The organism is Paraburkholderia sp. 22099 (assembly GCF_052045835.1).
In the GTDB taxonomy this organism is placed as follows: domain Bacteria; phylum Pseudomonadota; class Gammaproteobacteria; order Burkholderiales; family Burkholderiaceae; genus Paraburkholderia; species Paraburkholderia terricola.
Genome location: NZ_JBQEPU010000007.1, coordinates 43,361 through 56,751, shown reverse-complemented (window position 1 = coordinate 56,751; position 13,391 = coordinate 43,361). Strand labels below are relative to the sequence as shown.

The following is a 13,391-nucleotide window of genomic DNA, read 5'->3' as shown; positions in this document are numbered from 1 at the left end:
GCGTGGTTTTAATTGGCAAATGGAACTACGGGAACTCAATAAAAGATGTCCTTGATACGGTAATACGTCCCCACGAGCGGCAGGAACCAGGGCTTGCCGGTGTGGCCCGGAATCGCGGGCCACTCCGACTCGCGCCACGGATTGCGCGCTTCGCGCCCGTCCATCACGTCGGCCATCACCTGGCCCATGTGCGTCGACATTTGCGTGCCGTGGCCGCTATAACCCATCGAAAAATAAATGCCGTCGTGTTGCCCCGCGTGCGGCAGACGGTCGGCGCTCATGTCCACCAGACCGCCCCAGCAATAGTCGATGCGGGCATTCGCAAGCGCCGGGAACATCGCGGCGAGACCTTCTTGCAGAATGCGCCCGCTCTTCGCATCGGACGGACGCTCCGAGGCCGTGAAGCGCGCGCGGCCGCCGAACAGCAAGCGCGCGTCGGGCGTCACGCGGAAGTAGTTGTGCATCAGGCGCGTGGTGGTATACGCGCGCCGCTTGGGCAACACGCGCGCCAGCAGTTCCGGCGCAAGCGGCTCCGTCACGACGATGAACGAGCCGACCGGCGCGAGACGCCGCCGATACCAGCCGAACGGACCACGCCGCGACGGGCCGGTCGCGATCAGCACCTGTCTCGCGCGCACTTCGCCGCGCGCCGTGGTGATCCTGTAGCCCGCGCCGTCTTTCACGATTGCGGAGACGGCCGCGTGTTCGTACAGCTTCGCGCCGCGGCGCACGGCCGCATCCGCGAGACCGACCGTGAACTTGCCCATGTGCATCTGGCCGCCGTGGCGTTGCAGCAGGCCGCCGTAAAAGCTCTCCGACTGCACTTCATCGCGAATCCGTTCACGGTCGAGCAGTTCGATATTCGTATCGACTTCGCGCCGGATCAGCGCCGCCGTTTTCTCCAGATGCGCAACGTGATGCGGTTTGGACGCCAGCTTCAGCTTGCCGGTGGCGAGGTAATCGCAGTCGATGTTCTCCTCGCGAATCAGGCGCTCGACGGTATCGACCGCATCGGCGAATGCGCGGTAGCAGGCGCGCGCCCGCTCCATGCCGAGTTGCGCGGCCAGTGCGACGAAATCCTGCGCGACGCCGGTATTGACCTGGCCGCCGTTGCGCCCGGATGCGCCGCCGCCGATGCGCCCGGCGTCGAGCACCGTCACCGACGCGCCGCGTTTGCCCAACGCCTGCGCCGCCGAGAGTCCGGTGAAGCCGGCGCCGATCACCACCACGTCGGCGCCGCCGTCGACCGGGCCTTCACACGCCGAGAGGAGCGGCGGCGCGGTGTCGAGCCAATAGGAATCGAGCTTCATCCAGACTGTCCTTGAATTGCGCAATGAGCCGCTTACAGACCGAGTTCCGAGGCCAGGTGCGGAATGTCCTTGACCTCGTAGTACTGGTAGTACGGGGTCGACGGTTCATGGCCGCGGTTGACGAACGCCTTGTGCTTGATGCCCAGGTCGTGCGCGGTCATCAGGTCGTAGCGCAGGCTCGACGAAACGTGCAGCACGTCTTCGGGATTGCAGTTCAGTTGATCGAACATGTACTCGAAGCCTTGCATGCGCGGCTTGTACGACTGCGCCTGCTCCGCCGTGAACACCGCATGAAACGGCGCGCCGAGCTTGTCGACGTTGCTCTGAATCTGGTTGTTCGACGCGTTCGACAGAATCACCAGCTTGTACTTCTTCGCGAGACGCGCGAGGCCTTCCGGCACGTCCGGGTGCGGACCCCAGGTCGGCACCGCGGTATAGATCTTCTCCGCACCCGCTTCGTCGAACTCGACGTTCAGGCGCTTGCACGCGCGGCGCAGCGCGTTCACGACCACGTCGCGGTACGGCTTCCATGCGCCGAGCACTTCGTCGCGGCGATAGCCCGAGTAGAACGCGACGAGCTTCTCCAGGTCCTCGGCGTTCAGCAGGTGGCCGTACATTTCGCGCGTCATCTCGGCCATGCGGAATCTGGTGAGCGTGCCGTAGCAATCGAAGGTGATGTACTTCGGTTCGAAATCGATCATGGTGCAGTCCTTTCGTTGGGGTGAACTTGCAGCGAGCCCGATGGCTGGAACAGCAACCATCCTGCTCAGTCCTGTAAAAGATTTAATCAGCGCAAAAACATAGATGTTCCTGATTCGCGCGCTGCCGGTGACACAAACCATGCGTTTTGGGGCCGTCGCGCAGCACAGTGTGCCGTGCTCTCCTGCAAGCCCCGTGGCTGTTGGCTTGCAGCGGATTTCGCATCGGGTTTACCACCGGTTTCATCGCCCGGTTTACCGCCGTTATGCAGCGCCGCGAAAGGCGACGCGATGCAAGACGAGACGCCCCGGCGTTCGCCGTCAAACCCGCAAATCGATCAGCACGCTCTTGAAGCGCAGGTTCGCCTCGTAGGCCTGGCGGCCGAGGTCCTTGCCGATGCCGGAACGCTTATAGCCGCCCGTGGGGATCATGAAGTCGGACGTGCGGCCGTAGCGGTTGACCCACACCGTGCCCGCTTCGAGACCGCGCACGAAGCGCAGCGCCCGGCCCAGGTCGGCGGTATGCACGCCGGCCGCGAGCCCGTAGTCGGGATGCTGGGCGAGCGCGAGCGCTTCCTCCTCGGTGTCGAAGGTTTGCAGCGTCAGCACCGGGCCGAAGACTTCCTCGCGCACCGCCTCCGATCGAGCCGTGACGTCCGTCAGCAACGTAGGCGTATAGAAAGCGCCGTGCGCGCCGCCGTCGGCCCGCACGCCGCCATAGCGCAAGGTCGCGCCCGCTTCGAGCGTGCGCCCGACGATTGCCTCGATGCGCGCCGCCTGCGGCGCCGAGATGATCGGCGAGAGCGTGGTGCCCGCGGCCCACGTCGCGCCCGCTTTCGACTCGGCGAAGATCCTGCCGATGCGCTCGGCGAGCGGTTCCGCCAGCGAGCGCTCGACCAGCAGACGCGAGCCCGCGACGCACACCTGGCCGGCATTGCCGGTGATCGCGCCGGCAATGCGCCGCGCGACGTCGTCCAGACGCGGCGCGTCCGCGAAGACGATTTGCGGGCTCTTGCCGCCGAGTTCGAGCGTGACCGGCTTGGTGCCGCTATTCGCGCAGGCCGCCATGATCGACGCGCCCGTGCGCGTGGAGCCGGTGAAGGTCACCTTGCTGATCCTCGGATGACGCACCAGCTCGTCGCCGGTCACGCGTCCGTCGCCTTGAATCACGTTGAAAATGCCCGCGGGCACGCCCGCCTGCACGGCGAGTTCGGCAAGGCGCAACACCGAGAACGGCGTCATCTCCGAGGGCTTGAGCACCACCGCGTTGCCCGCCGCGAGCGCGGGCGCGATCTTCCACGACGCCATCACCAGCGGGAAATTCCACGGCGCGATCGCTCCGATCACGCCATACGGCTCGGCGATCGTCATGCCGAGATGATCGTGATCGGTGGCGGCCACGTCGCCGCCGAGCTTGTCGGCGAACTCGGCGTAGAAGCGGATGCCCTCGGCGGTGAACGGCACGTCCCAGCCGATGGCCTGCGCGATCGGACGCGTCGAGCCGAGCGCTTCGAGGCGGCCGAGCGTGGGCGCATCCGCATCGACCAGGTCGGCGAAACGGCGCAGGATCCTGGCGCGTTCACGCGGCGCCATGCGCGCCCAGCCGCTCGTTCTGAACGCCTGCCACGCGTTCTCGACCGCGCGGTCCACCATCTCCGCGTCGGCGAGCGGCACCGAGGCGTAGACCACGCCGTCCGAGGGACGCGCCACCTCGATGCGGCGCTCGCCTACGTCCACGAATTCGCCGCCGATGAAATGCCCGCTGCGAACCGCGACGTCGTCTGGGTTGAAGCTGTCCATGAGAAGAGTGTCCTGTGTGGCTGCCTGGTGGTCCCATGCGGCGCGTCGTCACGACTGCGCCGCGATGACAAAATCGTAGAGCCACGGCCCCGGCATATGTCGCCGACAAAAATCGCCGTGCAGCACAACATGCTTGTAATGCATGCCCAGACTGGGCGTTTTGCATCGATTTTCTCCACGGCCTTGACAGGCGGCCCGGATAAAAAGATCGTCCTAGTCACGCCGCACACTGAATGACACAGTGACGGCGTAAGTCTTCAGTCAACTATCTTGCATGGACAGGAGCCGGTGCCTTGCACCCGCTCCGAACGACAGGGAGTACCGCGTGTCCGCTTCGATCAACGATTCGATTAGCTACAGAGGCTTCACCCAGGACGACATCGCCGCCGCGCACGCGCTCACGGTCGAACTCAAATGGCCGCATCGCGCGGACGACTGGCGATTCGTGGAGCAACTGGGCGTGGGCTTCGTCGCGGAAGACGCCAGCGGCGTGATCGGCACCGCGCTGTGCTGGAAGTACGGCGCCGAGCGCGCCTCGCTCGGCATGGTGATCGTGTCGCCCGCGCACCAGGGGCGCGGCATTGGCAGAAAGTTGATGGAACTGGCGCTGGAGGAACTCGGCGGGCGCGTCACGTTCCTGCACGCGACGCCCGCCGGCCAGCCGCTCTATGAAAAGCTCGGCTTTCGCGCGATCGGCACGCTCGATCAGCATCAGGGCGCGGCGTTCCAGCCGCCGCTGGTGTCGCTGCCGGCGGGCGAGCGTTTGCGTCCGCTCGGATCGAGCGATACGGCGCGGCTGATCGAGCTGGCTTCGCAGGCGAGCGGCATGGATCGCGGCGAAGTCTTGCCCGCGCTGCTGAGCGCCGCCGACGGCATCGCGCTCGACCGCGACGGCGAACTGATCGGCTTCGCGCTGTTCCGCCGCTTCGGCCGGGGCTTCGCGATCGGACCGGTGGTCGCGCCCGCGTCGGAGGATTCGAGCCGCGCGAAGGCGCTCATCAGTCATTGGCTGGCGCTCAACGAAGGCGTGTTCGTGCGCGTCGATACGCCCGGCGAGAGCGGGCTCACCGACTGGCTGGAACAGTTGGGGCTGCCGCGCGTGGATACCGTCGTGCGGATGGTTCGCAATGCGACGCCGGCCGAACTCGCGAACGGCGGCGCAAGCACGGCGGCCGGCAAGGACACGCGCTATCTGCAATACGGCATCATCAATCAGGCGATTTTCTGACGCATGGCCTTCCTCTATAAAGCCGATCCGGCGCGCGGCGCGCAATGGGCGAAACTCTTTGCGCAAAAAGCGCCGGACTTGCCGTTTCACGTCTGGCCCGAAGTCGGCGATCCCGCCGCGATCCGCTACCTCGCCGCCTGGCAGCCGCCTGACGATCCCACGCGCACCTTTCCCAACCTCGAAGTCGTGTTCTCGGTGGGCGCGGGCATCGACCAGTTCGATCTGTCGCGCGTGCCCGCGCATGTGCCGGTGGTGCGGATGATCGAGCCGGGCATCGTGGAAGGCATGGTCGAATACGTCACGCAGGCCGTGCTGACGATTCATCGCAATCTGTTCGACTACGCGTTGCAGCAGCAGCAACAGGTATGGCGCGAACTGCCGCCAGGGCCCGCCAGCCAACGCCGGATCGGCGTGCTCGGACTCGGCGTGCTGGGCACCGCGGTGCTGGAACGGCTGCGTCTGTTCGGTTTTGCATGCGCGGGTTGGAGCCGTTCGCCGCGCGAGATCGAGGGCGTCGACTGTCATGCGGGCGAAGGCGCGCTCGATGCGTTTCTCGCGCGCACCGACATTCTGATCTGCCTGTTGCCGCTCACGCCGGCCACGCGCGGGCTGCTCGACGCCAACCTGTTCGCGAAGCTGCCGCGCGGCGCGTCGTTGATTCAGACGGGGCGCGGTCCGCATCTGAATCAGCCGGACCTGCTCGCCGCGCTGGAAAGCGGCCAACTCGGCAACGCGATTCTCGACGTGACCGATCCCGAGCCCTTGCCCGCGGGGCATCCGTTGTGGACGCATCCGCGCGTGCGGATCACGCCGCATATCGCCAGCTCGACGCGGCCGGAAACCGCCGTCGACGTGGTGCTCGACAATCTGCGCCGTCATCGCGAAGGCTTGCCGATGCTCGGCCTGGTCGACCGCACGCGCGGCTACTGAACCCGGCACGCTGTATCGAACCCGCTGCAACCCCTCGCGCCGCCGCTTTTCAGCGTCCGCAGCAGAAAATGCTAAGGCCGCGCATCAAAACGCGGCGCGCGCGCTTTTCAGGCAATTGTTTAGCCAAGCGGGCGATAGTCGCGGATCAGTAGTATGGAACGGTCAACAGCCCCTTCCCGCGACGAGAAACCATCATGCCGATTCAAGCGCTCATTGAAGCCGACCGCAAACACCTGATTCACCCCGTCATCAACTACCGCGCGCACGAAGCGCGCGGCGTCACGATTCTCGAATCGGCCAGCGGCGCGTTTCTACGCGACGCGGCCGGCAACGAGTTGCTCGACGCATTCTCGGGCCTGTGGTGCGTGAACGTGGGCTACGGCCAGCAGAGCATTGTCGACGCCGCCACCGAGCAGATGAAGAAACTGCCCTACGCCACCGGCTATTTTCATTTCGGCTCGGAACCCGCGATCGAACTGGCGCGGAAACTGGTCGAGGTGTCCCCTGCCTCGTTGCAGCATGTGTACTTCACGCTCGGCGGGTCCGACGCGGTGGATTCGGCCATCCGCTTCATCACGCATTACTTCAATGCGACCGGCCGTCCCACGAAGAAGCACATCATCGCGTTGCAGCGCGGCTACCACGGCTCGTCGACAATGGGCGCGGGGCTCACCGCATTGCCCGCGTTCCATCGCAACTTCGATCTGCCGCTGCCGAACCAGCATCATCTGCCGTCGCCCTACGCGTACCGCAACGATTTCGCCGACGACGCCGCGCTGATCGCCGCCTCGGTGGCCGCGCTCGAAGCGAAGGTGGCCGAACTCGGCGCGGACCACGTCGCCGCGTTTTTCTGCGAGCCGATTCAGGGCTCGGGCGGCGTGGTCGTGCCGCCGGTCGGCTGGCTGAAAGCCATGCGTGAAAGCTGCCGCAAGCTCGGCATCCTGTTCGTCGCGGATGAAGTGATCACCGGCTTCGGCCGCACCGGTCCGCTCTTCGCCTGCCAGGGTGAAAACGTCGAACCGGATCTGATGACGGTGGCGAAAGGTTTGACCGCGGGCTATGCGCCGATGGGCGCGGTGCTCATGTCGGATGAAATCTATCAAGGCATTGCGAACGGCGACGCCGAAGCGGTCGTCGGCCACGGCCACACGTATTCCGCGCACCCGGTCAGCGCGGCGATCGGCCTCGAAGTGCTGCGCCTCTATCACGAGGGCGGCTTGCTCGCGAACGGCGTGGCGCGCGGGCCGCGTTTCGCGCGAGGGCTCGATGCGCTGCTCGCGCATCCGCTGGTGGGCGATTCGCGCCATCGCGGCCTGCTCGGCGCGCTCGAACTCGTCGCGGACAAGGACACCAAGGCGGGCTTCGACCCGGCGTTGAAACTGTCGGAACGGATCGCCGCCGCCGCGTATGAAAACCGCCTGATTTTCCGCGCATTCGGCGACAACATTCTCGGCTTTGCACCGGCGCTCTCGTACACCGAAGCGGACTTCGACCTGATGTTCGAGCGGCTCGAAAAGACACTCGACGACGTTCTCGCGCAGGCCGATGTCCGGGCCGCGCTGAAGGTCAAAATTCATGCCACTGCATGCTAGAGTAGAGGGCACCCCGAGCCCCTTACTCCCTTACCCGATCGCCAGAGCGACAACGTTACGATGAGCAGCGACTGCAAGCTGGACCGGATTGATCTGCGCATACTTTCACAGTTGCAGAAGAAAGGCCGCATAACCAACGTCGAGCTTGCCGACGCGGTCGGCCTTTCGCCCAGCCCTTGCCTGATCCGGGTCAAGCGTCTGGAGAAAGCCGGCTACATCATCGGCTACGGTGCGCAGATTCAGTTGGAAAAGCTCGGCGACGTGCAGATCGTCTTCACCGAGGTCACGCTCGCCGACCATCGGCGTGAAGACTTCATCAAGTTCGTCAATGCGATTCGCGACGTGGATGAAATCGTGGAGTGCCATCTGGCGAGCGGCGGCTATGACTATTTGCTGAAGTTCGTCACGCGCAGCGTGAGCCACTATCAAAGCATTGTGGAGGGCTTGCTCGAACGCAATATCGGCATCGAGAAGTACTTCAGCTACGTGATCATCAAGTCGCCGTTCGTGAAGAGCCACTATCCGCTCGAAACCTTGTTCTCGCAGAATCATCACTAGCCGGCGGTTTCGGGGGGACTCCATTGCGCGAACTCCTCGCTCAGAAAGTCCACGCACACCCGCACCTTCGCCGACTGCGCGAGCCGCGCCGGATACACCGCCCACAGGTTCGCCGGTTGCGTAACCTCGGGCAGCAGCTGCTGCAACTGGCCGCTCTCCAGCAGCGGCCGCACGTCCCACATGGAACGCAGCACGATGCCGCGTCCGGCCAGCGCCCATTGCACCGCCACTTCGCCGTGATTGGTCGACAACGGTCCCGTCACCTTGATCGACGCCGTTTCGCCGCGCACCGTCAAACGCCAGAGACCGAATGGATGGTCGCGCTCCTTGATCGCGAGACACGCATGCGAGGACAGATCGGCGAGTTGCCGCGGCATGCCGTGCCGCGCGAGATAGCCGGGCGACGCGCACAGCACGCGATGATTCGACGCGAGCCGCCGCGCGATCAGATGCGGCGCGATTTCGTCGCCGATGCGAATGTCGAGGTCGAAGCCCTCGCCGGCCACGTCGACGAGCCGGTCGAACAGATCGAGCCGCACGCTCAGTTGCGGATAGCGCTCGGAGAAAGTTGCCAGCGCGGGCGCGACGAAGCGGCGGCCAAAGCCGAAGCTGCTGGAAATGCGCAGCTTGCCGCCCGGAATGCGGCGCGTGGTGGAGACGTCTTCCACCAGTTGCTCGACGTCGTCGAGAATCTTTTCAGCCCACGTATAGACGCGCTCGCCGGCTTCGGTAATCGCGACGCGGCGCGTCGAGCGGTGCAATAAACGCGTGCCGAGCGTAGTCTCCAGCACGTTGATCCGCTTGCTCACGTAGGCCGCGGATACCGACAAGGCCTCCGCCGCCGCGCTGAAACTGGACTTGCGCGCCACTTCGCAGAACACGCGCAAATCGCCGAGATCGGGTGACGGGATGGCATTCATAGGTGGTTGAGAGGTACGAGATTACGCCTGTGACGAGGCAAATGCGTTGTACACGAATCGTGCACAGTGGCTTAACTAAAGCGATCATTTTAGGCTCAAACAGCAGGAATAAAATAGCCGGAATCGAAAACCCAACGGAGGAGCAGAACATGTCGAACACCTATCGGATCGCGGTCATTCCCGGCGACGGCATCGGCGTCGAAGTCATGCCGGAAGCCATTCGCGTGCTGGAGGCGGTGAAGGCGCGCTTCGGCATCGAGCTGGAGTATCAGCACATCGAATGGGCGAGCTGCGACTACTACGCGAAGCACGGCAAGATGATGCCGGACGACTGGAAAGCGCAACTGCAATCGGCCGACGCGATTCTGTTCGGCGCGGTGGGTTGGCCCGACACGGTGCCCGACCACATCTCCCTGTGGGGCTCGCTGCTGAAATTCCGCCGCGAGTTCGATCAATACATCAACCTGCGCCCGGCGCGGCTCTTTGCCGGCGTGCCTTCGCCGCTCGCGGGCCGCAAGGCCGGCGACATCGATTTCTGGATCGTGCGTGAAAACACCGAGGGCGAATATTCGTCGGTGGGCGGCGTGATGTTCGAAGGCACCGAGCGCGAATTCGTGTTGCAGGAATCCGTCTTCACGCGCCACGGCAGCGAGCGCGTGCTGAAGTTCGCGTTCGACCTCGCGCAGCGGCGCGAGCGCAAGAAGATCACGGTGGCCACCAAGAGCAACGGCATCGCGATCAGCATGCCGTGGTGGGACAAATGCGCGGCCGGCATCGCGGCGCAGTATCCCGACGTGACGTGGGACAAGCAGCACATCGACATCTTGTGCGCGCGCTTCGTGCTGAACCCGGACCGCTTCGACGTGGTGGTCGCCACCAATCTGTTCGGCGACATCCTCTCCGATCTCGGCCCCGCCTGCACCGGCACGATCGGCCTCGCACCGTCGGGCAACCTGAACCCCGACCGCAAGTTTCCCTCGCTGTTCGAGCCGGTGCACGGCTCGGCGCCCGACATCGCCGGCAAGAACATCGCCAATCCGATCGCGATGATCTGGTCGGCGGCGATGATGCTCGACTTCCTCGGCAATCACGCGGGCAAGGAACGCGAGGCGCACGACGCGATTCTCGCGGCGATCGAGGCGACGCTGGTCGAAGGCCCGCATACCGGCGACCTGGGCGGCAAGGCGAACACCACCGAAGTGGGCGAGGCGATCGCGGCAAGGCTTGCTTGAGAGTTTCGATCACTTACATCTACGCCAGGACACGCGCATGAGCATGGAAGCCTATCCCATCGAGGTCGAATTCCCCGATATTTCGAAGCATGAACAGTCGCCGTCCGGCATTGCCTATGTGCACACGTTCGACTCGGGCGTGCCGGGACCGCACGTGATGATCAACGCGCTCACGCACGGCAACGAGGTGTGCGGCGCGATCGTCGTGGACGACTTGCTGCGCCGCGCGTTGCGGCCGCGGCGCGGGCGCCTCACGCTGGCGTTCGCGAACGTCGCCGCGTACCGGCGCTTCGATCCCGCGAAGCCCGACGCGGCACGTTTCGTCGATCAGGATTTCAACCGCGTGTGGACCGCCGCCGTGCTCGACGACACATCGCGCACGTCCAGCGAACTGGCGCGCGCGCGAGAGATGCGGCCGGTGATCGATACGGTCGACGCGCTGCTCGATCTGCATTCGATGCATGAAAAGAGCAAGCCGCTGATCGTGGCGGGACCGCTGCAAAAAGGCATCGACCTCGCGGTGCAACTCGGCACGCCCGCCACCGTGATCTGCGACGAAGGGCATCCCGAAGGCCGCCGCATGCGCGACTACGCAGGCTTCGGCATGGCGGACAGTCCGAAGAACGCGTTGCTGATCGAATGCGGACAACACTGGGAACAAAGCGCGGTCGCCGTGGCGCGCGACACCACCGCCCGCTTCCTGTTGCTGGCGGGCGTGGTCGATGCAACGGATTTGCCGGCCGATTGGCTCGCGCCCTTGCCGCCCGTCCAGCACATCGTTCGCGTGACGCAGCCGGTGGTGGCGAGCAGCATGGACTTTCGCTTCGCGGCGCCGTACACCGGCCTGGAGATATTCGACAAAGCCGGCGCGGTGATCGGCTGGTCGAACGGCGAAGCGGTCGCCACGCCCTACGACAACTGCATGCTCGTCATGCCCTCGCTGCGGCAACTGCGTCCGGGCGTGACCGTCGTGCGGCTGGGCAAGATCGAGCAAACCATCGCCAACACCGGCCGATGACCCGGCTCGTGCACATTCAAAAGGCAGCGTGAAGATGAAGGTTCAACACATCGAGCAGAGCGTGAATCTGCGGAATCTCGAGGATTGGGGCACCGCGGGCCTGCCCGGCACGACGCCGGCCCAGGTGTCGGGCGTGCAGCGCGTGATCAAGGGCAGCGAATCCGTCGACGCCGGCATTTTCGAATGCACGGCGGGCACCTACCGGCGCTCGGTCAAACAGGCCGAAGTGATGCACTTTCTCGCGGGGCGCGGACGCTTCACGCCCGACAACGAAGAAACGATCCATTTCGCGAGCGGCGACACGCTCTTTTTCGAAGCCAACACTGAAGGGCTGTGGGAAGTCGAGGAAACCATCCGCAAGGTTTATGTGATCTTCTGAACCGCTTGCTTGCATGAAGCGCCGCGCCGTCTTCAACCCGTGGACGCGGCGCTTGAAATCCCCCTTCGCATTCTGTCCTCTCCCGGCGCCTGCCGTCACATCGACGCGCGCCGCGGCATCCCCAGCGGTTCGCGCTGCCTGATCCATTCTTGCAAACGATGTCGGGTAATCCCGCGTTGACCCGTTCTCGTCAAACTCACTACAGTCGCACTTGTTCATATAAAGAATCACGGTTCTATATCCGAACAAACTAGCCAGCAAATATCGACAGCGGTCGTAAAATAAGAAGAGGCTCGCCATGAACGAGCCTTTTCGCAGTCAGGAGACCCACCATGAACCGCAGCACCGCTGTGAACGTTCAAACCTTCCTCAACGAACAGCCCTTCTCGCCGTTCCAGTGGCTGATCTTTTGCATGTGCTTCGTCATCGTCCTGCTGGACGGTTTCGACACGGCCGCGATCGGCTTCATCGCGCCTTCGCTGATCGTCCAATGGGGCATCACGAAACCGGCGCTCGCGCCGGTGCTGAGCGCGGCGCTATTCGGTCTCGCGTGCGGCGCGCTGGGCTCCGGGCCGCTGTCGGACCGGCTCGGGCGGCGCTCCATGCTGCTCGGCTCGGTGCTGCTGTTCGGCGTGGCCTGCCTCGGCTCGGCGTTCTCGAACAGCATCGAGCAACTGACCGTGCTGCGCTTCATCACCGGCGTCGGTCTCGGCGCGGCCATGCCGAACGCCGTCACGATGATGGGCGAGTACTGCCCGGACCGCCGCCGCGCGACCCTGATCAATCTGATGTTTTGCGGCTTCCCGCTCGGCGCCGCCTTTGGCGGTTTTCTCGCCGCGTGGATGATTCCGCACTTCGGCTGGCGCAGCGTGCTGGTGCTCGGCGGCGTCGCGCCGCTTCTGCTGCTGATCGTGCTGGTGTTGCAAATGCCGGAATCGGTCCGCTACATGGTGGCCAACAACAAGCCGGTCGAACGGATTCGCGCGGCGCTCGCGCGCATTTCGAGCGAAGCGGCGCAAGCCGGCACCTTCGTGATGACCGAGACCGCGCCGCAAACCGGCGGCAAGGGTCTCGCCGTGGTGCTGTCGCGCTCGTACATCATCGGCTCGGTGATGCTGTGGATCACCTACTTCATGGGCCTCGTGATCTTTTACGCGTCGATCAACTGGATGCCGATCCTGCTGAAGGACGCCGGACTCACGCCGCAACGCGCGACGCTGATCTCCGCGCTGTTCCCGCTCGGCGGCGTGGGCGCGGTGTTGTGCGGCATGCTGATGGACCGCTTCAACGCGAACCGCATCATCGCGGCCTGCTATGCGCTCACCGCGATCAGCGTGTACTTCATCGGCCAGGCGGTCGGCAACGTGGGCGTGCTGGTGTTCATCGTGTTCGTCGCGGGCGTGCTGATGAATACGGCGCAATCGTCGATGCCGGCGCTCGCCGCCGCGTTCTATCCGACCGAAGGGCGCGGCACGGGCGTGGCGTGGATGCTCGGCATCGGACGCTTCGGCGGGATCGCGGGCTCGTTCCTCGTGGCCGAACTGGCGCGCCGGCATTTCTCGTTCGCCGGTATCTTCGCGACGATCGCGGTGGCCGGCGTGATTTCGTGCGTGGCGCTCCTGATCAAGCAGGCGGTGCGGCCGCAGACGGCCGCGGCGAATGCGCCGAAGGCGGAGTCGTTCGGGCATTGATGCGGACAAGGAAGCAGGCGCCGGGACGCTGGCGC

The 13,391-nt window shown here is 64.8% G+C and carries 12 protein-coding genes; 8 read left to right on the top strand and 4 right to left on the bottom strand.

Annotation, left to right across the window (positions count from 1 at the left end; translation table 11 throughout):
• Positions 1 to 35: 35 nt before the first annotated feature.
• From ACTJLC_RS08950 to ACTJLC_RS08940, 3 genes are all read right to left on the bottom strand, one after another.
• A complete protein-coding gene (locus tag ACTJLC_RS08950; RefSeq protein ID WP_440843662.1) occupies positions 36 to 1,310 on the bottom strand; it encodes an NAD(P)/FAD-dependent oxidoreductase in 1,275 nt (424 codons plus the stop codon).
• 32 nt (positions 1,311 to 1,342) lie between these two features.
• Positions 1,343 to 2,011 carry a haloacid dehalogenase type II gene (locus ACTJLC_RS08945; protein WP_114164225.1) on the bottom strand — a complete coding sequence of 223 codons (669 nt, stop codon included), beginning with the start codon at positions 2,009 to 2,011 and terminating at the stop codon, positions 1,343 to 1,345.
• A gap of 318 nt (positions 2,012 to 2,329) precedes the next feature.
• Positions 2,330 to 3,808 carry an aldehyde dehydrogenase family protein gene (locus ACTJLC_RS08940; protein WP_154873107.1) on the bottom strand — a complete coding sequence of 493 codons (1,479 nt, stop codon included), beginning with the start codon at positions 3,806 to 3,808 and terminating at the stop codon, positions 2,330 to 2,332.
• Between the two features lie 337 nt (positions 3,809 to 4,145).
• On the opposite strand from ACTJLC_RS08940, the gene ACTJLC_RS08935 reads away from it, so the two are divergent.
• The 4 genes from ACTJLC_RS08935 to ACTJLC_RS08920 all read left to right on the top strand — a co-directional run bounded on the left by ACTJLC_RS08935 (position 4,146) and on the right by ACTJLC_RS08920 (position 8,116).
• Positions 4,146 to 5,036: a GNAT family N-acetyltransferase gene (locus ACTJLC_RS08935; RefSeq protein WP_073428653.1), complete on the top strand. Its 891-nt coding sequence runs from the start codon at positions 4,146 to 4,148 to the stop codon at positions 5,034 to 5,036.
• 3 nt (positions 5,037 to 5,039) lie between these two features.
• Entirely contained in the window at positions 5,040 to 5,966 is a 927-nt protein-coding gene (locus ACTJLC_RS08930; protein WP_310118262.1) for a 2-hydroxyacid dehydrogenase, read from the top strand.
• Between the two features lie 194 nt (positions 5,967 to 6,160).
• Entirely contained in the window at positions 6,161 to 7,558 is a 1,398-nt protein-coding gene (locus ACTJLC_RS08925; protein ID WP_154873105.1) for an aspartate aminotransferase family protein, read from the top strand.
• A 60-nt stretch (positions 7,559 to 7,618) separates the two neighbouring features.
• Positions 7,619 to 8,116 carry an Lrp/AsnC family transcriptional regulator gene (locus ACTJLC_RS08920; protein ID WP_073428548.1) on the top strand — a complete coding sequence of 166 codons (498 nt, stop codon included), beginning with the start codon at positions 7,619 to 7,621 and terminating at the stop codon, positions 8,114 to 8,116.
• Here ACTJLC_RS08920 and ACTJLC_RS08915 read toward each other — a convergent pair.
• Positions 8,113 to 9,036, bottom strand: a complete 924-nt coding sequence (locus ACTJLC_RS08915; protein WP_310118265.1) for a LysR substrate-binding domain-containing protein — start codon at positions 9,034 to 9,036, stop codon at positions 8,113 to 8,115. The two genes, ACTJLC_RS08920 and ACTJLC_RS08915, sit on opposite strands and share 4 nt — an antisense overlap.
• A 149-nt stretch (positions 9,037 to 9,185) precedes the next feature.
• Here ACTJLC_RS08915 and ACTJLC_RS08910 point away from each other — a divergent pair, with 149 nt between their 5' ends.
• The 4 genes from ACTJLC_RS08910 (at position 9,186) to ACTJLC_RS08895 (ending at position 13,356) form a co-directional block, all read left to right on the top strand.
• Positions 9,186 to 10,268, top strand: a complete 1,083-nt coding sequence (locus tag ACTJLC_RS08910) for a tartrate dehydrogenase (protein ID WP_073428550.1) — start codon at positions 9,186 to 9,188, stop codon at positions 10,266 to 10,268.
• 37 nt (positions 10,269 to 10,305) lie between these two features.
• Positions 10,306 to 11,286, top strand: coding sequence for a succinylglutamate desuccinylase/aspartoacylase domain-containing protein (locus ACTJLC_RS08905; RefSeq protein ID WP_310128443.1), 981 nt, complete (start codon positions 10,306 to 10,308; stop codon positions 11,284 to 11,286).
• Between the two features lie 34 nt (positions 11,287 to 11,320).
• On the top strand, positions 11,321 to 11,665 hold the full coding sequence (locus ACTJLC_RS08900; RefSeq protein WP_310128445.1) for a cupin domain-containing protein: 345 nt from the start codon (positions 11,321 to 11,323) through the stop codon (positions 11,663 to 11,665).
• Positions 11,666 to 11,997: 332 nt separating this feature from the next.
• Entirely contained in the window at positions 11,998 to 13,356 is a 1,359-nt protein-coding gene (locus ACTJLC_RS08895) for an MFS transporter (RefSeq protein ID WP_154873102.1), read from the top strand.
• Positions 13,357 to 13,391: the final 35 nt, after the last annotated feature.

Bases quoted from the DNA above. Each gene is read 5' to 3' on its own strand.
- ACTJLC_RS08940 (WP_154873107.1), bottom strand. From the start codon at position 3,808: ATGGACAGCTTCAACCCAGACGACGTCGCGGTTCGCAGCGGGCATTTC.
- ACTJLC_RS08925 (WP_154873105.1), top strand. From the start codon at position 6,161: ATGCCGATTCAAGCGCTCATTGAAGCCGACCGCAAACACCTGATTCAC.
- ACTJLC_RS08915 (WP_310118265.1), bottom strand. From the start codon at position 9,036: ATGAATGCCATCCCGTCACCCGATCTCGGCGATTTGCGCGTGTTCTGC.
- ACTJLC_RS08930 (WP_310118262.1), top strand. From the start codon at position 5,040: ATGGCCTTCCTCTATAAAGCCGATCCGGCGCGCGGCGCGCAATGGGCG.
- ACTJLC_RS08920 (WP_073428548.1), top strand. From the start codon at position 7,619: ATGAGCAGCGACTGCAAGCTGGACCGGATTGATCTGCGCATACTTTCA.
- ACTJLC_RS08905 (WP_310128443.1), top strand. From the start codon at position 10,306: ATGAGCATGGAAGCCTATCCCATCGAGGTCGAATTCCCCGATATTTCG.
- ACTJLC_RS08910 (WP_073428550.1), top strand. From the start codon at position 9,186: ATGTCGAACACCTATCGGATCGCGGTCATTCCCGGCGACGGCATCGGC.
- ACTJLC_RS08895 (WP_154873102.1), top strand. From the start codon at position 11,998: ATGAACCGCAGCACCGCTGTGAACGTTCAAACCTTCCTCAACGAACAG.
- ACTJLC_RS08950 (WP_440843662.1), bottom strand. From the start codon at position 1,310: ATGAAGCTCGATTCCTATTGGCTCGACACCGCGCCGCCGCTCCTCTCG.
- ACTJLC_RS08945 (WP_114164225.1), bottom strand. From the start codon at position 2,011: ATGATCGATTTCGAACCGAAGTACATCACCTTCGATTGCTACGGCACG.
- ACTJLC_RS08900 (WP_310128445.1), top strand. From the start codon at position 11,321: ATGAAGGTTCAACACATCGAGCAGAGCGTGAATCTGCGGAATCTCGAG.